The sequence below is a fragment of the Novosphingobium sp. UBA6272 genome, from assembly GCF_002440635.1.
In the GTDB taxonomy this organism is placed as follows: domain Bacteria; phylum Pseudomonadota; class Alphaproteobacteria; order Sphingomonadales; family Sphingomonadaceae; genus Novosphingobium.
Map to the genome: position 1 here is coordinate 84,077 of NZ_DJUW01000026.1, position 25,437 is coordinate 109,513.

At 63.6% G+C, this 25,437-nt stretch carries 20 protein-coding genes and 1 tRNA gene; 5 read left to right on the forward strand and 16 right to left on the reverse strand.

What is annotated here, in order from left to right; genetic code table 11:
• Positions 1-10: 10 nt before the first annotated feature.
• Together B2V17_RS11770 and B2V17_RS11775 are read right to left on the reverse strand one after the other, a co-directional pair.
• The gene (locus tag B2V17_RS11770) at positions 11-967 is read right to left on the reverse strand and encodes a septal ring lytic transglycosylase RlpA family protein (RefSeq protein WP_292997883.1); all 957 of its coding nucleotides are present in this window, start codon (positions 965-967) and stop codon (positions 11-13) included.
• Positions 951-1,955 (reverse strand): lytic murein transglycosylase, encoded by a 1,005-nt coding sequence (locus B2V17_RS11775; protein WP_414690809.1) that lies wholly within the window; start codon positions 1,953-1,955, stop codon positions 951-953. Before B2V17_RS11775 ends, B2V17_RS11770 begins: the two co-directional genes overlap by 17 nt.
• 160 nt (positions 1,956-2,115) lie before the next feature.
• Between B2V17_RS11775 and B2V17_RS11780 the strand changes: the two genes are divergently transcribed.
• A tRNA-Ser gene (locus B2V17_RS11780) sits at positions 2,116-2,205 on the forward strand.
• A gap of 139 nt (positions 2,206-2,344) precedes the next feature.
• Here the strand turns inward: B2V17_RS11780 and B2V17_RS11785 are convergent.
• The 5 genes from B2V17_RS11785 to B2V17_RS11805 form a co-directional block, all read right to left on the reverse strand.
• The gene (locus tag B2V17_RS11785) at positions 2,345-7,384 is read right to left on the reverse strand and encodes a hypothetical protein (protein ID WP_292997887.1); all 5,040 of its coding nucleotides are present in this window, start codon (positions 7,382-7,384) and stop codon (positions 2,345-2,347) included.
• Between the two features lie 62 nt (positions 7,385-7,446).
• Positions 7,447-8,520: a hypothetical protein gene (locus tag B2V17_RS11790; protein ID WP_292997889.1), complete on the reverse strand. Its 1,074-nt coding sequence runs from the start codon at positions 8,518-8,520 to the stop codon at positions 7,447-7,449.
• Positions 8,521-8,584: 64 nt separating this feature from the next.
• Complete coding sequence (locus tag B2V17_RS11795; RefSeq protein WP_292997891.1) at positions 8,585-9,064, reverse strand: hypothetical protein; 480 nt, start codon at positions 9,062-9,064, stop codon at positions 8,585-8,587.
• A gap of 11 nt (positions 9,065-9,075) precedes the next feature.
• Entirely contained in the window at positions 9,076-9,984 is a 909-nt protein-coding gene (locus B2V17_RS11800; protein ID WP_292997893.1) for a hypothetical protein, read from the reverse strand.
• 122 nt (positions 9,985-10,106) lie between these two features.
• A complete protein-coding gene (locus tag B2V17_RS11805; RefSeq protein WP_292997895.1) occupies positions 10,107-12,002 on the reverse strand; it encodes a proprotein convertase P-domain-containing protein in 1,896 nt (631 codons plus the stop codon).
• A 288-nt stretch (positions 12,003-12,290) separates the two neighbouring features.
• Here B2V17_RS11805 and B2V17_RS11810 point away from each other — a divergent pair, with 288 nt between their 5' ends.
• Positions 12,291-12,617: a PilZ domain-containing protein gene (locus tag B2V17_RS11810; protein WP_292997897.1), complete on the forward strand. Its 327-nt coding sequence runs from the start codon at positions 12,291-12,293 to the stop codon at positions 12,615-12,617.
• A 5-nt stretch (positions 12,618-12,622) separates the two neighbouring features.
• On the opposite strand, the gene lpdA is transcribed toward B2V17_RS11810, so the two are convergent.
• The 3 genes from lpdA to B2V17_RS11825 are packed head-to-tail and all read right to left on the reverse strand — an operon-like array spanning position 12,623 to position 15,710.
• Positions 12,623-14,035: a dihydrolipoyl dehydrogenase gene (gene lpdA, locus B2V17_RS11815; protein WP_292997899.1), complete on the reverse strand. Its 1,413-nt coding sequence runs from the start codon at positions 14,033-14,035 to the stop codon at positions 12,623-12,625.
• 8 nt (positions 14,036-14,043) lie between these two features.
• A complete protein-coding gene (locus B2V17_RS11820; RefSeq protein ID WP_292997901.1) occupies positions 14,044-14,418 on the reverse strand; it encodes a hypothetical protein in 375 nt (124 codons plus the stop codon).
• Between the two features lie 20 nt (positions 14,419-14,438).
• Positions 14,439-15,710 (reverse strand): pyruvate dehydrogenase complex dihydrolipoamide acetyltransferase, encoded by a 1,272-nt coding sequence (locus tag B2V17_RS11825; protein ID WP_292997903.1) that lies wholly within the window; start codon positions 15,708-15,710, stop codon positions 14,439-14,441.
• A 125-nt stretch (positions 15,711-15,835) separates the two neighbouring features.
• On the opposite strand from B2V17_RS11825, the gene B2V17_RS11830 reads away from it, so the two are divergent.
• A complete protein-coding gene (locus tag B2V17_RS11830; protein ID WP_292997905.1) occupies positions 15,836-16,288 on the forward strand; it encodes a universal stress protein in 453 nt (150 codons plus the stop codon).
• Here the strand turns inward: B2V17_RS11830 and B2V17_RS11835 are convergent.
• From B2V17_RS11835 to B2V17_RS11845, 3 genes are read right to left on the reverse strand one after another with little or no spacing between them, the layout of a single operon-like run.
• Positions 16,285-18,537 (reverse strand): ribonuclease R family protein, encoded by a 2,253-nt coding sequence (locus tag B2V17_RS11835; RefSeq protein WP_292997907.1) that lies wholly within the window; start codon positions 18,535-18,537, stop codon positions 16,285-16,287. The genes B2V17_RS11830 and B2V17_RS11835 overlap by 4 nt on opposite strands.
• Positions 18,534-19,124, reverse strand: a complete 591-nt coding sequence (locus B2V17_RS11840) for a DUF805 domain-containing protein (RefSeq protein ID WP_292997909.1) — start codon at positions 19,122-19,124, stop codon at positions 18,534-18,536. The genes B2V17_RS11835 and B2V17_RS11840 overlap by 4 nt, the downstream gene beginning before the upstream one ends.
• Positions 19,125-19,148: 24 nt before the next feature.
• Positions 19,149-20,681, reverse strand: a complete 1,533-nt coding sequence (locus B2V17_RS11845) for an aminoacyl--tRNA ligase-related protein (RefSeq protein WP_292997911.1) — start codon at positions 20,679-20,681, stop codon at positions 19,149-19,151.
• Positions 20,682-20,776: 95 nt separating this feature from the next.
• On the opposite strand from B2V17_RS11845, the gene B2V17_RS11850 reads away from it, so the two are divergent.
• Both B2V17_RS11850 and B2V17_RS11855 read left to right on the forward strand, forming a co-directional pair.
• Complete coding sequence (locus tag B2V17_RS11850; RefSeq protein ID WP_292997913.1) at positions 20,777-21,529, forward strand: hypothetical protein; 753 nt, start codon at positions 20,777-20,779, stop codon at positions 21,527-21,529.
• Positions 21,526-22,101, forward strand: coding sequence for a hypothetical protein (locus B2V17_RS11855; protein ID WP_292997915.1), 576 nt, complete (start codon positions 21,526-21,528; stop codon positions 22,099-22,101). The genes B2V17_RS11850 and B2V17_RS11855 overlap by 4 nt, the downstream gene beginning before the upstream one ends.
• Positions 22,102-22,104: 3 nt before the next feature.
• Here the strand turns inward: B2V17_RS11855 and phaR are convergent, their stop codons facing one another.
• The 3 genes from phaR to B2V17_RS11870 form a co-directional block, all read right to left on the reverse strand.
• Positions 22,105-22,662 (reverse strand): polyhydroxyalkanoate synthesis repressor PhaR, encoded by a 558-nt coding sequence (phaR, locus tag B2V17_RS11860; RefSeq protein WP_292997917.1) that lies wholly within the window; start codon positions 22,660-22,662, stop codon positions 22,105-22,107.
• Positions 22,663-22,748: 86 nt separating this feature from the next.
• A complete protein-coding gene (alr, locus tag B2V17_RS11865; protein ID WP_292997919.1) occupies positions 22,749-23,786 on the reverse strand; it encodes an alanine racemase in 1,038 nt (345 codons plus the stop codon).
• The gene (locus B2V17_RS11870; RefSeq protein ID WP_292997921.1) at positions 23,773-25,395 is read right to left on the reverse strand and encodes an MFS transporter; all 1,623 of its coding nucleotides are present in this window, start codon (positions 25,393-25,395) and stop codon (positions 23,773-23,775) included. The genes alr and B2V17_RS11870 overlap by 14 nt, the downstream gene beginning before the upstream one ends.
• Positions 25,396-25,437: the final 42 nt, after the last annotated feature.

The following is a 25,437-nucleotide window of genomic DNA, read 5'->3' on the forward strand; positions in this document are numbered from 1 at the left end:
AGGGAAGATGTCAGTCGGCGCGCTGGATTCGAGCGTCGCTATAGCCTGCGCCCTTGGCCTTCGCCAAGGCGGCCTTGGCATCGGCTTCGCTGGCAATGGGTCCGACCCTGACCCGCCACAAATTGCCGGCCTGAACTGCCGTGCCGCCCGATTTTTTCGCGGCGTTATCGGCATTGGCCTTGCTTGCGAAGGCCCCGACCTGGACTAGGTACTTGCCCTTGGCGCTGGTGCCGGCTGAAGTAGCTGGCGGCGGGGTTGGGCTGGAGGTGACCACGGCGACGGGTGGCTTGGGCTTGACCGCGGGCGTCTTTGCCTTGGCCTCTGGCTTCGCCTTGCCCTTCGCTTCGGGTTTGGGCGGAAGCGTGGCAGCGGCGACGGCTGGCTCGGTCGCAGGTTCGCGCGTGATCACGCCTTCCTGCTGGTCCAGCTTGCGCTGCAACACGGCCAGCAGCGATTTCGGCGTATCCATCCGCGCCGTTGCCGGCATGCCCGAGCGCAGTGCGGCGCGATCCGGTTCGGGTGGATTCATGCGCCGCACCCGGACCGGGGCATCGCGCCGGCCAATCACGCCAAGCTGGGCAGCAGCCCCAGGCGAAAGTTCGACCAGACCCTTGCCGCTCATCGGTCCGCGCCGTTCGACCCGGACCAGAATGGTCTTGCCGGTATCGAGCGCAGTCACTTCGATATAGCTGGGCAGCGGCAGGGTGCGGTGCGCGGCGGTTACGGCAGTGCCGCCTTCCGCTCCGACCACGGCATGGCCGACCGCATCGTAGTTCATCTTGTCGACCGGGACAAAGGTCTCCCCGTCAACGGTAAAGGCCGGGCCGAGTACCATCGGGTAATCGGAAGCCGGGCTGTTGGCCGGGATTTGAGCCGAGGCGCTCAGCGGGCGATCGCCCCCGCCGCCGCAAGCAGCCAAGAGGGTCAGCGCCGCAAGCGGCAGGCTTTTTTCAACGCGAAATCTCATCTGCAAGCAACCCCACGGACAGTGCGTAGTAGTTCGAGCAGTTATATTGCAGGATAACGCGATAATTCCCGGTTAACAGGAAGGCACCATTCCCCACGCCGTCGGGTTCGAACAGCACTGCCATGGTCGAATCCGCGATCGGAGCCTGCGGCACGACGCCCAGCGCGCGCCATTCTCCCACGGTTTTCCAAACCGAATGGCGGTTGTGAACGGCCGGGCAGCTGGGCGATTCTAGCCGGTTGGTCAGCAGGCGGCGATCAAGCGAATCGGGCGAACTGGCACGCACACCCCAGGGTTCGCCAGGACGCCAGCCGGCATCCTTGAAGTAGTTGGCGATCGAGGCAAAGGTATCGGCGCGGCTGTTCCAGATATCGGCATCGCCGTCTCCATCGCCATCGCGCGCCACGCGCAGGTAGACCGAGGGCAGGAACTGCGGATTGCCGAAGGCCCCGGCCCAGCTGCCCAGCATCCGGCTGCGCGGCACACCGCGATCGGCCATCTTCATCAAAGCGATCAATTCGCCCTCGAACAGATCGCGGCGGCGGCCTTCATAGGCCAGCGTCGCCAGCGATCGGGCCAGATCGAAATCGCCCTTGATCCGGCCGTAAAAGGTTTCCTTGCCCCAGATCGCAATGATCATCTTGCGCGGCACGCCGTATTGTGTCTCGGCTTGGCTGACGAGTCCGGCATTGTCAGCCAGCGCCGCGCGGCCAAGATTTATCCGCTCTGCCCCGATGTGGCGGTTGTAATAGGACCAGAAGGCCGGGGGCGATCCCGGGGTCGATCCAGGCTGGGCCCGGTCAAGCGAGACGACCCGCGGGTTATAGGTCAGGCCATAGGTGATCGAATCGATCGCCCGCTGGCTAACCCCCTCGCCCCGCGCCTTGGCGCCGACCAGTTGGAGATAGCCCAGAAATCCGTCCGCGGAGCTGGTTGCAGCCGGAAGCTGCTGCACCACCGGTACGGCTACATCCTGCGCCGTCAGCATCGCCGGCGGCGCGGAAAGCAGGGCGACGGCGAGGCCGAGCGGAGTTGCCAGTCTGATCTTGCGCAGAAATTCCATCGCCGGACCTTGCCACAGGCCTCGCGATTCGGGAAATCCTCAGGGCGTGACAAACGCGCGCTTTGCCGCTAGCGGCTCGCGGCAAGGACAGGTGGCCGAGTGGTTTAAGGCAGCGGTCTTGAAAACCGCCGTGGGTGCAAGCTCACCGTGGGTTCGAATCCCACCCTGTCCGCCACTATAAATGTGGGCCGCCGCGAGCGGCCCTATTTGATGGTGGCGGGTTCGGGGTGCGGTGAACGGAGCCTTTCGAGCCGGAGCGGGGCGGCGGCGACCGGAGCGAAGCGCCGGTCAATCCCACCCTGTCCGCCACCCCCTTAGTTGCGCAGCCCCAGGAAGCCGAAGGTATCGGCGTCCAGCTTCATCTTCACCGCCACGAATACGCCCTTGTCGGTCTGGCGCGCAGCGCTGAAGTCCGGGTCAGTGAAGCCGGTGAAGTTGTAGCCGACTGTGACCAGCACATCCTTGGTCGGGGTAAAGCCGATCTGCGGGCCGAACGCGTATTTGGTGGTCTTGTCGGTCAGGCTGGTGCTGACCGTACCCACGGCGCCGATTTCAACCCGCTCACCGATGCCGAGCCGGAAATCGATCCCGCCGAGCAGCGTGGTGCCGGCCAGGTCGAACCCTTCGAACCGGTCGAAGTTGTGGCGCACGGCAGCGAACACGCCGACTTCGTGACGCTGCACGAACTGACCATCGTCCTTGCCGCGTGGGCGCCAGTCGGCCGAGACCGAACCGATAATCCGGTCCGAACGGCCATCGCCATTGATCGTCAGCGCACCGCGTCCGGCCGGACCGGCTTCCCCGGCGACAGCATTGGTCACCCGGTCACCGCGGAACTGGACTTTTGCGAGGTAGGCAAAATCTGAATCGGCCGGACGGCTGGCCATGGCAATTGCCGCGTCGAACACTTCGCTGGAAGCGCCGGTCTTGGCCTTGGCGCGGGTCCAGGTGAAGCCGGTGCCGACCATCTGGCCTTCGCCAAGCTGACGGATTGCGCCGAAGGTCACACCCTTGCGGTCGGCCAGTTCGCCATCGCGCCATTCGCCGCGCAGCGTGGCCGACCAGCGCCCGTCGCGCCAGCTGCCGCCCAGGGTAACCGCGGTATAGTCTTCGGCAATAGAACCATTTTCACCCAGGTTGCCGCCGCTCGATGCCGGGTGCGCCGGGTTGATCAGGCGCGCCGGATCAAAGCCAGAAAGCGTGCGGTTGCCATCCAGCGTTGCATCAAGCGTGAGCTTGCTGCTGATCGGGATCGATTGAGCGAGGCCGAATGCGGCATAGCTGCGCTTGCCCAGTTCGGCGATATTCTGCTGGCCCAGCCCGGTCGTTATCCGTGCACCATTCCAGGGCGTCAGTTCAACGCCAACCTGAGCGGTGCGGGCATCGATTCCCTCACCCTTGGCGATTTCATAGCTGCCGACCAGGCGAACGTCGGAAGAGACGCTATACCGCGCGGTCAGGCGGTGACGCTCGGGCAGATCGACCGAGCCGGCCTTGCCAAGCGCGACGCTGGTAGCAGCCGAAAGCTCAAGTTTGTTGTTGAACAGCCGCTGGGTCAGCCCGCCTTCGAGCAGGGTGCTGCTAGCGCTGGTGCCATCGGCCAGACGGTCATGCATTGAGGCGAGACCGATGCGGGCATCGGTATTGCGGGTCCGCCAGGTCGCGCCGAGTTGTACGGCGGTACGGCGGGCCGGATCCGAGAGATCTTCGTCGCGCCAGGCGGCGGCGGTCAAAGCCACAGCTTCGCTGACGCGGTAGCGGGCATCGATCCCGTACTTGCGGCGGCCAAGTTCGGCACCGTTGTTCTGGCCCAGACCATATTCGGCCTCGGCATAGCGGGCATAGGCCAGGGCATCGAACTTGCCGTCATGGTGTTCGACTTCGATCAGCCAGGCGACCGCCTGCTGGCCTTGATGGAAGCTGGAGCCGATTTCGGCGCGCACTTCGGAATCCTTGCCGATCTTGGCGCGGACATCGACAGCTGCGAGATTGCGACGGCCCTGCCCCGGCAGTCCGGCATCGCTGATCGCGCTGGCACCAAGGCGCAACCGGCCCTTCGCAGCCTGATAGCTGAGGCGGATTCCGGCATTAAGATCGCCGCCACGGGCGTCTTCACCCACTTCGAAATCGATCACTGCAAATTGCGGGTTGAGATCGGGATCGCGGCTCAGCAGCGGCTGCTTGAAGGTGATCGTGCCTGACAGCAAGTCGATATCGTAATCGACGAAGCGGCTGAGAGTGCGGCGGTTGATGATCACGTCCGAACGGAACCGGTCGCGCACTTCGATAACCACCACTTCGCTGCCCGGAATGATTTCGCGGGTCGAAAGACGGTAGGGACCCGAGAGGCCGCCACCCTGGAATTCGTCGCGGCGATGGGTCGAGGCGATCTTCGCGGCAAAAGCCTGCACCAGCAGGTTGCCGAAATTGGCTTCGCCCTTGAACCCGGTCGCGGCGCGCTGATAGCGGGCCAGCAGGGTCTGATCGAACCCGGATTCGAAATCTCCGTAAAGCGCATAGAAGCCGGCTCCTTCCAGACGGGCATAGACCTTCTCGCGGCTCTGGGCATCGCGCATATGGTCAGAGATGTCGGCGAAGACGGTGTAGTAGGCGCGCGGATCGACGGCCCCCATCAGCACCTGATCGTCGCGCTGCTTGGCGCTATCGTAGGAAGCCGTCAGGACCAGCCCGTCGGTGATCGGACCCTTGGCATAGACCGCGACGCGGGCCTTGTCGCCCAGATCGCTGTCGAACCGGCCGCTGCGTTGCATTTGATCTGCGACGGTCTTCGAACCGACGGCACCTTCAGCCAAGCCGACAATAGTCCAGTCCTGCTTGCCGGGGACAACCCAGGCGTCCAGCTCGACGCGGCGGCGCTGCTGGCCATCGCTGAGATCGAATTCGGCGTGAAGCTTGCCGCTGGCCATGGTCGGGGCGAGTTCGACATAGGCCATGCCGTCATCGCCGATCACGTGCCAACGCGGGGCATTGCGGCCAAGCCCGGTCAGCGCGCGTTCCTGCATCGCGTCGTTGGCCTGGGCGCTTTCGTAAGGAGCGGAGAGGCGGAATTCGCCGGTCAGGCCAGAGCGCACCGGACGGCCGGCACGGTCGAGGATCCGCAGCGCGAGAACCGGCCGGGTCGCACCGTCAGCGACCAGGCGGCTCTTGGCGAGGACGAGTTCGATACGAGCGGGAGCGCCGGAATAATGCACGTCGCGGGTGAGTTCGGCGGCAACATCGCCCTTCGGACCACGAACTGTCGCGGCCAGGCGAGTGTCTTCACCGTCGAGCGGCACGCCGCGCCAGATCGAGACGGCATAACGTCCTCCGGGAGCCTGCCGGGTGCCATCGAAGGCGATCGGATCGACCGGACGACCATCAACCTTGAGTTCGACCTTCTGGTCGGCGCGGTGCCGGATCGCGACGCGAATGGCGGGAGCGCGGGGGTTGTGCTCGGGTGCCGGGAACAGGAATGCCGGTTCGCCATCGCCCAGCGTCAGCCAGTCGATATCGGCACCCGCAGCCTTCTTTTCAGCGGCAGCGCGAGCCTCGGCATCGCCTTCCAGCGCGGCTTGGCTGGGCTGCGCGGCCTGAGCGAGTGCCCCGGCGGGCAGCACTGCCGAGAAGTCTTCAACGATCAGCTGACCGCCCTGCCCCATCACAAAGCGCGAGCTGGCTCCGCCTGCGCTGCGGGTCGAGCGGGTGCAATCGGTAAACTGACCGCCCTTGGGCAGAGTGCTGGTCTGAACCTGGACCACGTGGGATCCCGGAACCAAACCTTCAAAGTGGTAGCGGCCGTCGGCATCGGTGATGGCATAGCTGCCGTCCTCAAGCACCACCCGGACGCCAGGGATTGGGTTGTGGACGCCATCGACGGTGCATCCGCCATCGGTGATCCGGCCAATCAAGGTAACGCGAGCAGCCAGATCTTCGCGCGATATGCGCACGGTTGCGATGGCCCTGCTGGTGCGGCCGCGATCGTCGGTAGCAACGGCGGTGTTGAGCGCAGTTCCTGCTGGCGCGCCGGGACGTACCGTCATCGCATAGGTCACCGTGCGGGTTGCGCCCGGGGCAACGGTGCCCACGGCAACGGTCAGGACCCGGCCATCGGGCGAGATCGTGACTGCACCCGGCGCAGCCACGCCATCGACCCGGATGCTGTCGGCCCGAAGACGCAGAAGTGGCGACGGGGTATCGACCAGGGTCACGCCGCTCTTGGTATGGAGCGTATCGGGGTTGGACAGCTTGACGGTGTAGAACACGGCATCGCCAGGCAGCGCCACGGCGCGCGAAGCAGTCTTGCTGATCGCCACGCTGACCGGCGGCGCATCGAGCGGGATGTCGACACGGACCGGCGCGGGGCCCGAAAGCGTCAAGGTTTGGCCAAAACTGGCCGGCAGGATTTGCATCGGATTGCCATCGGGACGGCTGAGCGTTGCCAGCTGCGCCGGGCTCGCGGTCGAGGGTGCAGCATAGGGCGCGGGCGGCGTAACCACGATCCGGTAAGTGCCCAGCGCAGCCAGCGGGAAGCGGTATTCGCCCGGCAGCATGGTGTGCACCACTCCAGCTCCGTCGGTGACCGGCTGACCGGAATAGACGATTGAGGGCCAAGGTGTAACGCCATCGTCCGCATAGACCCGTGCCGGAGCGCCGGTGACGGCATCGACCAGCATCACCTGCGCGCCATTCACCGGAGCACCGTTCTCGCTGTCGAAGACCAGGCCATAAGGATCGGCCAGCACGTCGATCCGGGCGCTGACCACGGTCTGATTGCTGCCAATCGGTGCAGTGGTGATCGAAATCGTCGCGCCGCTGGTGATTGACAGGCGGCAGTCGAGCTGGACCGGAGCTGGCGGAACCGCACGGGTCTGGATCGATCCGAAAAATTCGCCGCTGTTGGCTGCGGTTTCGTGGATGGTGACCACTTCGCGATCGCCATTCTGGCTGGCGACGGTCACTTCAAGGCTGTCGACAACGGCGGGGCTCAGGTTAGCCGCCGGCGCGCTGACGCGGAAATAGAGAACCTCGCCGATATGGATCGAGGTGCTGGGCGCTACACTAGCCTGCAGGCTGGGAATTCCGCCCGCCGCACCACCAGCCGTGCTGCCACAAGTTGTGGCGTTATAGGTGATCGTCTGACCGCCCGATGCCGGGGCATAAGTGTCGATCGTAACCGGCTGTTGCGTAACCGAAAAAGACACCGTGTTCGATGTTGCTCCAGCAGGCTGTCCCTGCTCGGTCCAGCTGGCCGACGCGGTATTGGAAATCGTCTGGGCCATCGCCACTGGCGCACCCAGGCACAGCGCTGCAAGCAGCACTGCAAAGGTCACCATGATGTAGCGGAGAAAGTTCATTGGCCCATTTCTTGTGCGGAAGCGGGGGCGACCGGGGTTGAGCCGGTCGCCCCCTCCCCTGGTTAGTTGATGATTGCGCGGAAGCGCAGAGTGCGGGTTGCCCCGGCCACGACGTTGCTCAGCGAACCGCTGACCGTGGTCGTGCCGCTGTTGTAGCTGCCACCGGCGCTGCCGTCGGAGTTGCAGACCCCGCTGGTCACCGTACCGTCGACAAAGATCCCGTAACCGGAATCGTAAGTCACCGTAGCCGGCAGCGGGTCAGAGACGGCCACACTGCTGGCAGTCGCGCTGCCCGCGGCGTTGGCAACCGAGATGCAGTACTCGACCGTCGCGCCCGGAATCGCCTTGGGATTGGTGGTTCCGTTCAGCGGATCGCTGATGATTTTGCTGGTCTTCAGCACGGTCAACGCAGCAGCCAGAACGGTGTAATCGTCCTTGGCCGAGTGCGCGGCATCGCGGGCACCATCGGTGGCGCCGGCAACATCGGCGAACACGGTATCGACGAAGTTTGGATCAACTTCGTTGAGCGCGCCGGTGTTGGTCTGGCTGAGCGCCGCGCCAACACTACCCGAAGCCCCACTTTCCCGGCTGGCAGCAGTAAGCGTGACCGCGGCAACCGCACCAGTGGAAAGGCCAAGCGGCACATCAGCCACAACAAACACGGTTCTTGAAAGATCCGCACCGAGCTCATCGAGATAGGTGACTTCGGTGTCACCGGCATTGAAGGTGCCGCTGTTGTCCGTATCGACATAGATCTTGACGTTGGTCACGTCGAAGCTGTCGGTGTTTGAGTGCGCGCCAGCGCCGCCCACTTGCTGCGCGGCGGTCAGCGCGAAGTCGAGCGTGGCGTTCGAGTTGTTGGTCACCGTGAAGGTGGTCACCGCCTGGGTCTGGCCCGGCGAAACCTGCGTGGTGGTGGTGCCGACTTCAGCCACGGTCACGTTGACCTTGCGGTCAACCTTGAAGCTGTTCGATGCCCCCGTAGCGGTCTGCGAAACACCGCCGACCTGGTAGTTCACGGTTACCGAGTTGGTGATGGTCGTGCCCGACGCCGTTCCACTCGCCAGCGCCGGTGTGGCGCTGAAAACGGCGACAGCAGCACCGACCGTCCCAAGCAGTCTGCTATACCCTTTCATGTTCATTCCCTTCTTCTCACTGGCCGAATGAAGACCCGTCCCGGCCGAGACGGTTCACCGCTTTTCAGCGGACGATTGCGTTGTAGGAGAGCGCCCCGCTGGCACCCGGCGCGACGACGCCGAGCACCCAGCGCAGGTGCGTTACATCTGCGGCCGTAGCCGGACGGGTTCCGCCCTTGCCGTCACTGACGGTCAGGGTGGAAAGCTTGCCCCAGGTCTTGCCGCCGTCGACCGAAACGGTCTGGGCATCAGCCCCATCGCTCGCAAGGGCGACCCCGTTCGGTACCGGGTTGGTAACAACGAAGTTGCGCACGGTTTCGGTCGAGGCGTTGCGATACTTGGTGGTGAAAAGCAGCTTGTCACCGGGGACCACGACCTTCGGGTCTTCCAGCTGGTGCTTCTCTTTCCCGTTCTCGACGATGACCTTATCGACCTTGACCACGCCGATCAGCTCGATCGGCTGTGCGGCCTGCGCCGAAACACTCATCGCTGATCCAGCGAACGCGAGGGTAACGGCAACTTTGGCAATCCAGTTGCGGATCATCACGGCTCTCCTCAGTTGATCTTGACGTTGAACTTGACGACCTTGGTCGTGCCCCCGGCAACCGTGCCAAGGTTCACGTCGATCCCGGTTCCGCTGGCGGTGCCGGCATCGGCATCTGCCGCGTCGGTCAGAGCCGCGGCATCGAGGGTCATCGTGCTCGCTTCGTAGGTCGTCCCGGTGGGATAGGCGTCGGTTACGTGCAGGTTCTCGACCTGGCCCGTGCCGTTGACCGTTGCGGTCAGGGTGTAGGTCACGACTGCACCCGGAACCGGCTGGCTGCCACCGAACGGATCGGCGATCGAGGCCGCCTTGGTCAGCGAGACGGTCGCCAATGTAGCGATCAACGAATCGAAAGCATTGTCATCGGCGCCCGAAGATCCGACCACGGCATCGCCGCCGCCAGCGCCCTGGCCCGCAAAGGCGGTTCCCGGGGTACCGGTCCCAGTCACCGCGCTGGCGGTAAGCTCGACCTGGCTGGTCTGGCCATCGGTGGCGGTCGTCGGCAGGCTGACAATAACGAACACCGTCAGCGAACCGTCTGCAGCGATCGAAGGGGTCGGCGAGCCGCTCGGAAGGACTGCATCGACGCCTGGATCGTAAGTGCCGTTGCCATTGCTATCGATCACTACCTGCTGGACGGTCGCATCGAACTGGTTTCCGGCGACGGCAGGGTTGATGGCGAGGTTGAAGGCTTCGGGGCCATTTCCGGTATTGGTCACCGAATAGGCCAGGACAGCCGTGCCTGATCCGGCACTGACAGGGGTCGAGGTCAAGCCGGCCACGGCCACGTCAAGCAGCTCGTCAACCCGAACCGTCACGGTGTTGGACTGGACCGTTCCGCTGGCCGTACCCGATGTGTAGGTTGCCGAAGCGGTGTTTTCGATCAGAGTACCGGCGCTGACGCCGGTAGCCTGGGCCATTTGCGGTACCGCAAGGGCTGCGATCGCAAGAGCAAGCGCGCTTGATGCCCTGCCCAACTCAAACCTGTTTGTACATTTCATCTCAATTTCCCTTATCAATGCCCATGATCTAATTGTTTTTATTAATTAACTGTGCCGCGAAAGCGGAGCGCAAAGGCTGCACCCGAAGCCAACGACGATGCCGATCCGGAAATGGTGGTGCCCGAAATTGCGGCACCGAACGGGTCGGTCTCGTCGGCCCCGGTGTTGTTGTCGTCTTCACTGGTTGGGCTGCCGGTGCAGCTGTTCGCGGTCTGCAGCGTGCCGACCGAATAGGTGAAGCCAGTGGGCAGCGCGTCCGAAGCGGTCAGGTTGGTCAGCGCGGCCGGCCCGGTGTTCGCGACCAGGATGCAGTATTCTACCAGCGCACCGGGGATCGCCTTGGGGAAGCTGGTACCGTTGACCGGATCGCTGATCACGGCCGAGGCTTTGCTGACGTTCAGCACCGCGCGCGGAGTGCAGAAGGTGATGTCGTGGATTGTTATCCCCTGCTGCCCCGGATTGGCCGGCGCAAGCGAGTGGTTGCCATAGTTGACCACAATCTGGTCGATCGGCGCGCTGAACGTGACGACCACGTTGCCGTTCGCCGATGCATCCGCCGAGGTCACATCGCCATAAGCGCTGTTTCCTATGACATAGTTGGAGGAGCCGTTGGTCAGCGTCGGATTTACGGCCGAGCCATTATAATAGCCGACCACCGTAACCTTGTCGGCGAACTGGCCCGCGGCATAGTCGACATCGAAGATCCGGAACTGGGCGCCGGGCACGGCTGTGCCGAGGTTGATGGTGGTCTGGACGGTCTGGCTGGAATTTGCCATATCGACCAGCTGCATCAGCGAGCTTTGGACTGGTGAAAATCCTCCGGTAACAGTCGTCTGTTCGGCTGGTGATTGTCCGCCAAGCGCCGCGTTGTTGAGGAATACGGCTGGATTGGTGATCGAAAAGCCGACTGTGCCGATCCCGGTAATCGAATAATTGTTCGACAGTGTGCCGGCGGTCCAGGTTTGCGCGTCCCAGTCGAACAGCAGGGTCCCAACCGGGCAAGACAGGGTCGGCGCGATACCGGCCGAGCGGGTCGAAGTGGCGGTGAAGGCGATGCTGGCATAATCGTCTTCGCTGGTTACGCCGTTGTTGGGCGTAGAGTTGCTGTCACCAACCGAAGAAGCGGTAACCTCTGCCGTATTGGTGACCGTGACGCCGCTATTGGCGGTGACGGTTACCGTGATAGTCAGACTGGCATTCTGCCCCGGGGCAAGCGTGCCAACGGACCAATCGCCCGTGCTGCTATTGTATGTGCCAGTGCCGGAGGCGCTGACGAAGCTGACCCCACTTGGCAACACATCGCGCACCACGATGCCGCTGGCTGAACTGGTCGATCCGGCGGCATTGGCGACTGTCAGGGTATAGGTAACATTCGAACCGGTGGCCGGAGCCGTGGTGCTGACGGCCTTGGCAAGCGACAAATTGGCAAAGGGACCGGCTTGAGTCAGGTAAAGGTCGGCCTGGAAGAAGGTTCCGCTATCGCCGTTGGCATTGTCGCAAATTTCCAGTGTCCAGGTGCCGTTGGCATTCTGGCCATCGAACGCGCTTAGGGCCGACAGCGGCCGGAAACTGGCGCTGTAGGGCGGGACGACGGTTGTTGCGGTGGCGGTTGACGCAGTGTTGTAGGTCGAGACCGAAGCCGCCGCCTCGTCATCAAACGTCAGATTGAAATTGTCGACATTGCCGCCCTGGCTGGCTGTAAGCTGAACTCGGGTCCCGGTTGGGGAAACCAGATACACCTCGATGTCCGCACGCCAGGTGTGCGCCATCAGCAACCCTAAATTGACATCCGAGACGGTGTAACTCGTGCCGACAGCAAAGGTGCGCGTGAAGCGCGCCGTGCAGGGCGTGGCCGTCTCGTTGATCCCGTTGGTCGCGCTGTCGGTTGTGTTGGAGTATTGGTTGACCGTCTGGGCCAGCGCAGCGGAGGGCGACATCAGCAGTCCTGCAAGCAGGCACAAGCCTGCCATCACTGCGTGAAGTGCAAGTTTGGCTTTGCCGAGATTCAGGTGCGAGAGCGACCCCATGAAAGGTCTAATGACCGAAACTGGTAAATCCATCGTTAAACCCGCTAAATTAGGGTAATCTTGAACTAGGGATTATCCAGCAAATCGTCCGCGCTGCCGGCACCGAGATGGCGAGTTTGCGGTAGGCGAATAAGGAGAATTTCCGGAACGCGGTTACGAATTGGAAACCGATCGGGCGTTAGTTCCCGGGCCATGCTGATGAACCAGATTTCCCCTGTCCCGACACACGAGGCAAGCTCCAATCGCGCCAGCCAGCGCGCCACGCTGTGCATCCGCTGCGAGGTCCGTCAGGGCACGCGTCCTTGGCAAATGGTTGTTCTGGATGACTTATCACCCAAGGGATTCCGGATTTCCGGGCTCGCTCACGCCGATCAAGCCAAGCCGCTGTCGATCCGCTTGCCGCGGATGCAGCTCCTCACAGCGCGGCTCTGCTGGGTCGCCGGACCAGTTGTCGGCTGCGAATTTACCGCCCCATTGCACGTCGCTGTGTTTGAACACCTGGTGCGTAAAGCTCAGACAAATTGAGCCGATCAGATGTGCAGCGCGCGGCCGTAGGCGGCGAGCACCGATTCGTGCATCATTTCCGATAGCGTCGGGTGCGGGAAGACCGTGGCCATCAGTTCGGCCTCGGTGGTTTCCAGCGTCTTGCCGACGACATAGCCCTGAATCAACTCGGTCACTTCGGCCCCGACCATGTGTGCGCCGAGCAATTCGCCAGTCTTGGCGTCGAACACCGTCTTGATGAAGCCCTCGGCCTCGCCCAGCGCGATCGCCTTGCCGTTGCCGATGAACGGGAAAGTCCCGGCCTTGACCGTGTAGCCGGCCTCCTTGGCCCTGGCTTCGGTCAGCCCGACCGAGGCGACCTGCGGGTGGCAATAGGTGCAGCCCGGGATATTGCGGCGGTCCATCGCATGGGGGTGGACTTCCTTGTTGCCGAGCTCCCGGGCGATGCTTTCCGCCGCAATCACGCCTTCGTGGCTGGCCTTGTGCGCCAGCCAGGGTCCCGGGGTGACATCGCCGATCGCCCAGACCCCGGGCACATTGGTGCGGCCATAGTCGTCGATTGCAATGATTCCGCGTTCGGCTTTGATTCCAAGTGTTTCAAGGCCAATGTTCTCAGTGTTTGGAACAATCCCGACCGCGACGATCACGTGGCTGAAGTCCGATGTGGCGAGCTTGCCGTCCTTGCCCTTGATCGCGGCCTTGATCCCGCTGGCAGTGACGTCGATCTTTTCGACCCCGGCGCCGGTCAGGATCGTCATGCCCTGCTTCTTCAGCGCCTTTTCGAGGAAAGCGGAGACATCGGCATCCTCTACGGGCACGATCCGGTCCATCATCTCAACGACGGTAACTTCGGCGCCCATATCGTTGTAGAAGCTGGCAAATTCGATCCCGATCGCGCCCGATCCGATCACCAGCAGTTTTGACGGCATTTCCTTCGGCGTCATCGCGTGGCGATAGGTCCAGACCCGATTGCCATCGGCCTTGGCGAAGGGCAGGTCGCGCGCCCGCGCGCCGGTGGCGACGATGATGTGTTTGGCGGTGAGGTTCTCGGTGCCCTTGTCGCCCTTGACCTCGAGCTTGCCGGGCGCGAGCAGCTTGCCCTCACCCATGAACACCGCGATCTTGTTCTTCTTCATCAGGTGCGTGACGCCCTGGTTGAGTTGCTTGGCCACCCCGCGGCTGCGTGCGACCACGGCATGCAGGTCGGCGCTGATCTTCTCGGCTGCGAGGCCATAGTCCTTGGCGTGGCTCATGTAGTGAAAGATCTCGGCCGAACGCAGCAGCGCCTTGGTCGGAATGCAGCCCCAGTTGAGGCAGATCCCGCCAAGGTTCTCGCGCTCGACAATCGCGGTCTTCAGCCCCAGCTGCGCCGCCCTGATCGCCGCGACATAGCCGCCGGGGCCGGAACCGAGGACGATGAGGTCATATTGATCAGACATAAGACACCCTAAACACCTGCTCTTTCAGGCTTGAAAACGAGGAACCAACCGGCAATTGCGAAGGCATTGGCAGCAAGCAGGATCGGAATTCCGAGGAAGATCACACCAAATGCCCCGCCCCCAGTGAACAGGACAAGCCCGACACACAGCGCGATCGCATTTGCCAGTCCAGCCAAATGCCACAGCCCGAAATCCTGAAAATCACGCGCCAAGCGATAGACCAACAAAGCGACAGGCAAGCCGATCAGGAAACTTCCAGCAAAAGCCAAGCCCATGTACACGGTGGCGGCCGACAGGATGTAGTCCGGATCGCCGCCGCTGGTCAGGAGAACTGTCATCGGCAGCCCGGAAAGCACGGAAGCAATCGTCGCGGTCAGCGCCATCCTGACTGCGACAATGCGTTTCACGCCACCAACCCCAACGGGTTCTCCGCGAGGTCCTTGAACGCCTGCATCAGCTGCGCTCCGTCGGCGCCGTCGATCGCGCGGTGGTCGAAGCTGCCCGTGGCACTCATCACCGAGGCGACCGAGAGCGCGCCGTCGACCACGTAGGGGCGCTGTTCGCCCGCACCGACCGCCATGATCATCGCCTGGGGCGGGTTGATCACCGCGTCGAACTGCTTGATCCCGAACATGCCGAGGTTGGAGAGGCTGGCGGTGCCGCCCTGGAATTCGTGCGGCTGCAGCCTGCCGGCCTTGGCCTTGTCGGCCAGCGCCTTCATCTCGGTGCTGATCTGGGCCACGCCCTTCACGGCGGCGTCGAAGATGATTGGGGTAATCAGGCCCGAAGGCGCGGCGACCGCGACCGATATGTCGGCGCGGCTGTACTTGCGCAGTTCGTCGCCAGCGAAGGAGACGTTGCACTTCGGCACGCGGATCAGCGCCTTGGCCAATGCCTTGATCAAAAGATCATTGACCGAGAGCTTTACGCCATCTGCTTCAAGTGCCTTGTTAAGTTCGCCGCGCAGTTTGAGCAGGGCATCGAGCCGGACGTCGACCGTCAGGTAGATGTGCGGAATGGTCTGCTTGGCCTCGGTCAGGCGGCGCGCGATGACCTTGCGGACGTTGCCCAGCTTCTCGGCCTCATAAGGAATGCCGAAGTCCGGTACCGGTGCCTGAACGGCAGGCGCAGCGCTGACAGGAGTTGCAGCCGGAACGGCAGCGCCGGGCTGCGCACCCTCGACATCGGCCTTGACGATCCGTCCCCCGGGCCCGCTGCCCTTGATGGACTTTAGATCGACGCCCTTCTGCCCGGCAATCCGCTTGGCCAACGGGGATGCGATGACTCTTTCGCCAACTCCGGCTGAGCTTGTCGAAGCCTTTGGCGCGGCGGTTGCGCTTGGTGCTTCGACAGGCTCAGCACGAGCGGGGGTAGGAGCGGAATCAGAAGCTGGCGCGGTTGCTTTCGCTGCTGGCGCCGCCCCGGCATCCTCATCCTCACCAGCCAGCACCGCGATCACCGTGCCGACCTTCACCCCTTCGCTGCCCTCGGGCACCGCGATCGAGACGATCGTGCCTTCATCGACCGCTTCGAATTCCATCGTCGCCTTGTCGGTCTCGATCTCGGCCATGATGTCGCCAGAACGGACTGTGTCGCCCGGCTTGACCAGCCATTTGGCGAGGGTGCCCTCCTCCATCGTCGGAGAGAGCGCGGGCATCTTGATTTCGATGGGCATGGTTGCCTTCGGGTCCTCACTGGGGAGTGGTTGTCGTTACGTCTCTGGCCAGAAATTGGCGAAACGGCAAGATGCTTGCGCCGAATACGATTGTATCGGATATCTGGATAGGTGGGGGATCGGCGATGCGCGTTTATCTGGTGATCATGGACGAAACGGAAGAGGCGAGCACCGCGCTACGCTTCGCCGCGAGCCGCGCCGCGCGCACCGGCGGACAGGTCCACTTGCTCGCGCTGGTCCCGCGCCAGCAATTCGTTGCATTCAGCGGGATTCAGGCGACGATCGAGGAGGAAGCCCGGGCCCGGGCCGAGGCGCTGGTTACTTCGGCGGCGGGCAGCCTGATGGCCGGCACCGGCGAAGCGCCTGCGATTGCGGTTCGCCAGGGCGACGGGGTCAGCGTGATCCGCGAATACCTGACCGAACACCCGGAGGTTTCGGCCCTGGTGCTCGGCGCTGCGGCCAATGGCGGCCCGGGGCCGCTGATTGCGCACTTCACCGCGATGTCAGGGCAATTGCCCTGCCCGGTCTATATTATCCCCGGCGGGATGAACGACGCCGACCTCGAACGGCTGAGCTAGCGCCGCTTGCCCTGATGCCGGATATTGCCGGGGCGGCCGCGCGGACTGGCAAAGTGTTTGCCTTTCTTTTTGAGCGGCAGCGGCTTCCCGCGCGGTTCGATCCGGCCTTCGGCGGCCTCGGGCTCGAACTTCAGGGCGCCGGTCAGCGGATTGGCCTCGGCCAGGCGGAGCCGTAGGATCATGCCCAAAGTAAAACGGTCACCGCTCTGCTCGCCATTCAGCGCCTGCGCCTTCTCATCATGGAAGAACCGTTCGTCGCCCAGTACCGATACCGGAACAAGGCCATCGCCGCCCAGTCCAATGATCGTCGCGAACAGGCCAAAGCGCTGAACCCCGGTAATCCGGCATTCGAACACTTCGCCCACCCGCGCGGAAAGCCAGGCGGCGACGTAGCGGTCGATCGTCTCGCGCTCGGCCTCCATTGCCCGGCGCTCGGCCGCGCTGATCGCTTCCGAGACACGCGTCAGATCAGCGCGATCGCGTTCCGAGAGGCCTGAGCTAGGCGGCAGGTCGCCGATGGGTCTGGGCTGCTCCAGTCCGAACCCGTCAACCAGCGCGCGGTGGACCAGCAAGTCGGCATAGCGGCGGATCGGCGAGGTGAAATGGGCATAGGATCCCTGCGCCAGTCCGAAGTGGCCGGCATTTCGGGGACCATAATAGGCCTGGGTCTGGCTGCGCAGAACTGCCTCCATAATCAGAGCCTTTTCAGACTCATCGGCAACATCCTTGAGCATCCGGTTGAACAGGCCCGGAGTCACCACCTGGCCCAGCGCGAACTTGCGATCGAAGGTGGCAAGGTAATCCTTGAGCGCGACCAGCTTTTCGCGGCTGGGCGGCTCGTGAACCCGGTAGACGACCGGGCTGACCTTCGCTTCCAGCGCCTTCGCCGCCGCGACATTGGCCGCGATCATGAAATCCTCGACCACCCGGTGCGCATCAAGCCGTTCGCGCAGCGCGATTTCTTTGATCTTGCCCTGCTCATCCAGCACGACGCGCCGCTCGGGCAGCTCCAGCGCGAGCGGATCGCGGGCGTCGCGCGCCTTCTCCAGCGCGCGCCAGGCGTCCCACAGGTTGCTCAGATTATCTGCAGCCTCGTCAGCATCGATCCGGCGCTGCGCCTCTTCATAAGCGATGACCTCATGAATGCGGACCAGCGCGCGGGTGAAGCGCCAGTCGGAAACTTTGCCCTCGGCGGAGATCTGCATGTGGCAGGCCATCGCCGCGCGGTCTTCGCCGGCGCGCAGGCTGCAGACATCGGCGCTCAGCACTTCGGGCAGCATCGGGACGACCCGGTCAGGGAAATAGACCGAATTGCCGCGCCGCCGAGCCTCACGGTCAAGCTTGCTGCCGGGGCGGACGTAGAAACTGACGTCGGCAATCGCGACCAGGGCGCGGAAACCGCCCTGCCCGTCCGGCTCGGCCCAGATCGCGTCGTCGTGATCGCGCGCGTCGCTGGGATCGATCGCGACGATCGGCAGATGGCGCAGGTCTTCGCGGTGATCGGGGCTGAGCGGCAATCGCGCCGCCACTTCGCCTTCCGCCAGCGTCTCGGGATCGAAGGCAAAGGGGATGCCGTGTTTGTGAATCGCAATCAGGCTGAAGGCCTTGGGCGCGAGCGGATCGCCCAGCACCGCAGTGACCTTGACGCCCGAGCGCGGACTGCGCCCGGCGGGCTCGGCCAGGACCAGCTGGCCTTCCTCGGCCCCGCCCAGATCGGCGATCGGCGAGGAATTGCGGACCCGCTTGTCGACCGGGGCGAGCCAGCCCTTGCCGCTGCGATCGATCTCCACCACGCCCAGCACCTGATCGGCCTGGTTGGGCAGCTTCTTCATCGGGTGAGCGATCCACCCGGTCGCGGTTTCTTCGGTCCGGGCGAGGACACGGTCGCCGCTGCGCAGCGCGGTGCCCTTGCCCTTTTCGCGCAGGCGCAACCGCGGCGGCGGCGTGGCGTCATCGGGGTTCCAGCTGTCGGGGATCGCCACGGCTTCGCCGTCGTCGGTATCGATCACCCGCAGCACGGTCACCTTGGCGACCCCGCCGACCCGGTGGAAGGCGGTGCGGTTGCCGTCAATCAGGCCTTCCTCGGCCATATCCTTGAGCAGCGCCTTGAGCTGGATCTTTTCCTGCCCCTTCAGCCCGAAGGCGCGCGCGATCTCACGCTTGCCGGCGGGATCAGCGCTGGAGGCGATGAAATCGAGGATCTGCTGGCGGCTGGGGAGGCCGGGCTGCGGGCGCTTGGCGCCGCTCAAAACCGCACCGGTGCATCGCCGAAGCGGTTGGGTTCGTCGTCGCTGTCGCGCACACCGATCCAGATCACCAGGCCGATCGCCACCCAGGAAAGCAGGCCAAGGCCGCTCTGCGACTGCATCATCTGCGACATGTCCGGCGTTGCCCCCGGCTTCATCGATTTCAGCATGGCGACCGAAGCCTCGATCTGGCGCGGAGCCTGGGCCAGCGCGATTCCGTAAAGCGTTCCGGGGACCAGCACGAGCCAACCCGACAGGTTGCTGTCGTGCAGCCGCCGGACAGTACTGCAGACCACCAGCAGCATCGAGACCACGCCGATCGCAACCCCGATCCAGACTATCCGGGAAAGATCGTCCGCCATCATGGTCATCATCCGGCTTTGCATAGCGATGACATCTTCAGGCTTGCCGCTAGCGAACGTCTGCATGGTCATGTTCATGATCTTCATCGTCATCGGAAAGGACACGACCATGCCGGCGGCATAGCGCACCACAAATACCGCCAGCACCCAGTACCAGAAGGTCTGGCGCGCATCCCGGCCATTGGGGTTGGTCAGGTTGCTCAGCGCGTGCTTGACGGCTCCCCACATATCCGCGTTCCCTTCCTTCGCCGGTCAGTAGGCCCGGGCGACGTAGATCGTCTCGACCGCAGGCTTGCCTGTGAACAGACAGGTACCCGAAACCGGCGCAGCGTCCAGCGGCGTATTGCGCATCGTCAGCTTCAGCGCCTTGAGCCTGGCGACGACCGTTTCCAGCTCGGCCCCGGTGGGTCGCGACCAGCCCAGTTCAACCCAGCCCGGGTACTTCTGGTCCTCGGCGAAATAGGCTTCGAGCCCGGCCATGTCGGTCACCCCGCGGTGAATACTGGCATCGCGGCGGGCCTTGGCCTCTGCATAAAGCGAGCGCTGGATATCTTCGAGTTCGGCGGCCGCCGCGGCGAGGAAGGCATCGCGATCCTGCCCGGCGAAATTGACCTTGCCATCCTCGCGGTAAAGCCGGTCGCGGCGCAGGGCCGAGACTTGCCCATTTGCAGCATCGCGCCCGCCGATCTCCAGAATGAGCGGCACGCCCTTCTTGACCCAGCCCCAGCGCTTTTGCGTGGCCTTGCCGGCGCGCTTGTCGAGCAGCACGCGGATCGGCTCACCCAGCGCGGTCTGCGCGGCGAGTGCGCGGCGCAGGTCCTCGCAATAGGCGAGCAGCGCCTCGTCGCCATCATCATCACGCAGCATCGGCAGGATCACCACCTGGTGCGGAGCGATCGCAGGCGGCACGCGCAGGCCATCGTCATCGCCGTGAGTCATGATTACCCCGCCGATTAGCCGGGTCGAAACGCCCCAGCTGGTGGTGTGGCACAGCGCCTGTTGACCTTCGCGGTCCTGATAACGAATGCCCGCTGCCTCGGCGAAGCCGGTGCCAAGGTAATGGCTGGTGCCGGCTTGCAGCGCCTTGCCATCCTGCATCATCGCTTCGATCGAATAGGTCGCAACGGCGCCGGGGAAGCGTTCGTTCTCAGGCTTCTCGCCAGCGAAGACCGGCATGGCCAGTTCGTCTTCGGCATGGGCACGGTACATCTCGAGCGCGCGGAGCGTTTCGGCCATCGCATCGTCGCGGTCGGCGTGGGCGGTGTGGCCCTCCTGCCAGAGGAATTCGCTGGTCCGCAGGAACATCCGGGTGCGCATTTCCCAGCGGACCACGTTTGCCCACTGGTTGGTCAGCAGCGGCAGATCGCGCCACGACTGGATCCAGCGCGCCATCGCCTGGCCGATCACGGTTTCCGAAGTGGGCCGCACGATCAGCGGTTCTTCCAGCTTGGCCTCGGGATCGGGCACCAGTCCGCCCTTGCTGTCCTGGATCAGCCGGTGGTGGGTGACCACCGCCATTTCCTTGGCGAAGCCATCGACATGTTCGGCTTCCTTGGCAAAGTAGCTGAGCGGAATGAACAGCGGAAAATAGCAGTTGTCGACCCCGGCAGCCTTGATCCGCGCGTCCATCAGCTTCTGAATCCGTTCCCAGATGCCATAGCCCCACGGGCGGATCACCATGCAGCCGCGCACGCCGCTTTCCTCGGCCATTTCGGCTTCGGAAATGACTTCCTGGTACCAGGCGGCGAAGTTTTCGGAACGGGTTACAGAGAGGGCGTGCTTCATGGGGCGGCGCGATAGCCGCTTGGGCATGGCGGGGCAAGGTTTGTGCCAGACGCAATCGGTGTTATGCTTGCGCCATGGCGAAAGGGGAACGCTGTTTGGCAATCGGGGCAGCCGCCGTGCTGCTGGCATCGGTGCAGCTTGCCGAGGCTCAGGTTGCTACGCGCAATACCGCGGGAACCGCCCCCGCGGATAGCACTCAGACCGGAACCAAGGTCACCCCGGAACAGGTCATCAAGACGCTCGACGCCTTATCCAAGCTGGTCAAGAAGAAGCCGCCAGCAACCACCGCCACGCCTTTACCGACACCCACTCCTGAACCAACTGCAACTGCAGCAGCCGGGATACCCACCGCACCCGCCACGGTCACCCCGTTGGCACCCGCGCCAAGGCCAAGTCCCACCCCGACAGCACGCCCCGCTTCGACGCAACCCCAGCCAGCGGCCAAACCGGCCCCAGTTGCTTCAAAACCCGCCGCAACGGCGATCCCAATACCATTACCATTACCAAGCGCGCCGGCAACGCCGGACACACCTGATCCGCCGCCGCCTGCAATTGTAGCGCCGCCGCCCATCCTGGTTGAGCCACCTCCGCCGCCGCCAGAGCGCAGTCCGCTGCCTTGGGCCCTGATCGGAGGCCTGCTCGCCGCTGCGGCGGCAATCGGCACCGCGCTCTACCGCTGGTTCTGGCCCAAGCTGGTGTTGAGTTGCACAATCGAGACCGGACCGGGCAACCTTGGCACCATGTCCACCCCGCTGGTCAGCGCACCCGAGGCGACTTTCGATCTGCGGATCGAGGTGGGTCAAGCCAGCCCACCGCGCGGCAATGCAATTCTGGGAGAGCCAGCATGATCGAACCGGGTCAGATCGAACTCGCCGCGCTGATCCCGCCGGAACGCTTCGATGAAGCCGCGGCCAGCGCGCGCGAAGAAATGAAGGAAGAAGGCGGCGGCCGGCTGCAGCGGGCCTTGGCCGGGCTTGCTGGCCCGCGGATTGCCGCACTGGTCGATGCCAAGCTGAAGCAGATCGACCTGATGCCGCTGTTCATCAAGGGCTGGGGCAAAGCGCCGGAAATCGAACAGGCCGTCAAAGCCGCTGAAACGACGGGGGAGCCGCGTTTCATCCGGCTCGGCAAGCTCGAACAGGATCTCGATCTCTATCCGATCCTCGGAATTTCCGGTTGGGGGCTGACCGCCAGCCCGATCCAGTTCACGCTGACCCTCAAGGCCGAATTCGAAGCGGTCGAGGTTGGGCTGGACAAGGGCAGCGTGGTGGAGATCGCGGGCGGGCTGTGCCGCCTAGCTGCCGTGCTCAAGTTCGGCCAGGCAACATTCCCTTCCGGGCTTGACCCGATTGAATGGAAAGTCGGCAAAGGCAGGAAGTTCAAACCCGGCGTATCGCTGCTGGGCTCGAAGCAGAACTAGCGCCTAGTCCTTGCCGAGTTTGTCGAGTTTGGCCTGCATTTCCGCCATCTGCTTGCGCAGCGCGGCTATCTCATCGTCCTGACCGCCGCTCTTCGAAACGGACTTGCCGTCATCGGCCAGGCCCGGAACGAAGGCCGAAGCGGCGGCCTTGAACATCGCCAGATTCTGTTGCGCCAGCTTGGCCAGCGGATTGCCTGCCTGGCTTGATTCGAACGCCTCGCGCAGCTTGGACTGGTTGGCGCGGAACTGATCCATGCTGGCTTCCAGGTAATGCGGAACAAGTCCCTGCATCGAATTGCCGTACATCCCGATCAGCTGCCGCAGGAAATTCACCGGGAGCATCTGCTCACCCGTCGTGCTTTCCTCTTCCATGATGATCTGCGTCAGGATCTGGTGAGTGATATCGGTGCCAGACTTCGCGTCGAGAACTTTGAAATCCACTCCTTCGCGGGTCATCTTCGCGAGGTGGTCAAGCGTAATATAGCTTGACGACTTGGTGTTGTAGAGCCGCCGGTTGGCGTACTTCTTGATGACAACGGTTTCGCCCTTGGCGTCGCTCATGTTCCAAAACCCCGCAGGGAAAGGCCCCTTCCGCCCTTGTTAGCACCTGCAATAGTTGCAATGCAACAAATCCATGCTGCGCAGCATTACCGAGCAAATCGGCCGCCCAGCAGGGTCAGCAGCTCATATTGGGACAGGCCGCTGATCCGTGCAGCTTCGGGAAGTGTATAGTCCAGCCCGACCCAGTCGCCCTCACCTAGGTGCGGCGCGGCGGAGAGATCGATCACGGTCATGTCCATGGAAACCCGGCCCAGCACCGGCAGGTGCGCATCGTCGGCCCGCATCACACCCTTGCCCGACCAGCAGCGCAGATAGCCATCAGCATAGCCCATCGCGACCACGCCGACCCGCATATCACGTTCTGCAACAAAGGTGGCATTGTAGCCGATGCCCTCTCCCGCATTGACAGTGCGCACCTGCATGATCGCCGCTTCCGGAAACGCAACTTGCCGGATCTCGCTCGCAAGTGCGATACTGGGAACGCCCCCGTAAAGGGCCAGCCCAGGCCGGGTCAAATCACCGTGGAAGTCACTGCCGAGCATGATCCCGGCGGAATTTGCCAGGCTGACCTCGCCCTGCCCGATTTGCGCGCAAGCCCAACGCCAGCGTGACAATTGCTGCGCGTTGAGCGGGCTGTCCTCGTCGGCAGAAGCCAGATGCGAATGGACAGTCCTGATATTGAGCGTCGTTATTGCCGGTGCCGCAAGATCGGCCATGGCCACGCCGAGCCGGTTGATCCCGGTATCGACCATCAGATCGCATGGCCCGGCGCCGGCATCGGCCCACATGCTGGCCTGGCGGACCGAGTTGATAACCGGACGGAAGCCACGTGCGGCAATCCACTGCGCTTCTGCCAAGCTTTGCGGCCCGTGCAGGATCGCAATGCGGTCGGAATCAACCAGCCCTTCAAGCGCGGCTGCCTCGCTGGGATAGGCCACGAAGAAGTCGCGGCAACCGGCTGCAGCTAGTGCCCTGACCACCCGTACCGCGCCCAGGCCATAACCATCGGCCTTGACCGCCGCCCCCGCCCGCGCCGTGCCTGACAGACGGTCAAGTACGCGCCAGTTGTGAACCAGCGCGTCGGTATCGAGAATCAGGCGAAGCGGCGGCTCAGGCGGGGTCATCGGCAAAGTCGCTGGGCTTTCCGTCTGGCAGGCCCCACCAGCTTACCACCAAGGCCATCAGCACCACCACCCAGGTGTACCACAGCCCGGAATAGGGATCGCCGGTCCGTGCGACGATGAAGCTGGCGATGAACGGCAGGAACCCGCCGAAATAGCCGGTGCCGATATGATAGGGGATCGACATCGATGAATAGCGGACCCTGGGCGGGAACATTTCAGCCAGCAGCGCGGCAACTGGCCCATAGGTAGCCCCTGAAAGCGCCATCAGCGCCAGCAAGCCGGCGACGATCAGCACTCCTTGCCCAAAGCTGGGGGTGTGCTTGGCGAAGTTGAACACGGTCTGCCCGGCGCGCGCCTCGATCTCAGCCTTGCGGGCCTTGGCATCGTCAAGCGCAATATCGTCCAGCGGGATCACCTTGCTGCCACCGATCACCAGTTCCAGCTTGTCACTCTTTTCGAGCGTATAGGGCACGCCTGCGCCGGCAAAGTCGCCCATCAGCTTGCCGCAGCGCGTCTCCTGCTTGGTCGCGAAGGGCGAATAGCTGCAGTCCGGACCGCGCAGGGTCCATTCGATCGAAGCGGTGTGCGCCGGATCCTTGGCTGCCGAGCCGATGAACCAATAGATCGGAAACAACAGCAGCAGGGTCAGCGCATAGCCGATCACGATGGGTTTCTTACGCCCGATCCGGTCGCTCAGCTTTCCGAAGTAGATGAAGAACCCCATGCCCAGTGCCGCCGAAATGCCGACGATGATCTCCGCCACCGTATCATCGACGTGCATCGATTTCTGCAGGAAGCTGAGCCCTGAGAACATCGCGGTGTACCAGATCACGGTCAGCCCTGCGGCGATCCCGAACAGGGCGATGAAGATCCGGCGCTTGTTGCCGGGATAGGTAAAGCTTTCGACGAAAGGATTGCCGGCAATCTCGCCTTCTTCCTTCATCGCCTGGAATACCGGGCTTTCCGAAAGCTTGAAGCGCATCCACAGCGAGATCGCCAGCAGCAGCAGGCTGAGCAGGAACGGCACGCGCCAGCCCCACGCGTTCCAGGTTTCTGGGCTCATCACCGCTTTGCAGCCGAGCACGACGATCAGGCTCAGCACGAAGCCGCCAACCACGCTCGCCTGGATATAGCTGGTGTGATAGCCGCGCCGGGCGAAGGGCGAATGCTCCGCGACATAGATCGCCGCGCCGCCATATTCACCACCCAGTGCCAATCCTTGCAGGATGCGGAGGAGGATCACGATGGCCGGGGCCCACCACCCGATGCTCGCCGCCGAAGGGATCAGGCCGACCCCGGCTGTCGCGACACCCATCAGCGTGACGGTGACGAGGAAGGTATACTTGCGGCCAAGCTTGTCGCCGAGATAGCCAAACAGCACCGCGCCCAGCGGGCGAAAGCCAAAGCCAACCGCGAAGACCAGCCAGAACAGCAGCATTTCCAGCGTGGCGTTGCCAGTGGGAAAAAAGGTCTTCGACAGGATCGCGCCAAGCGTGCCGTAGATAAAGAAATCGTACCATTCGAACACGGTGCCGGCCGACGATGCGCCGATCACCAGGCGCATTTCCTTGGCGCTGGGTTCAGGATGATGCGCTGCGGCTTCGCTCATGGACCAAGTCTCCCCGTTTGGTTGTCGACCTAGCTCTAGCCG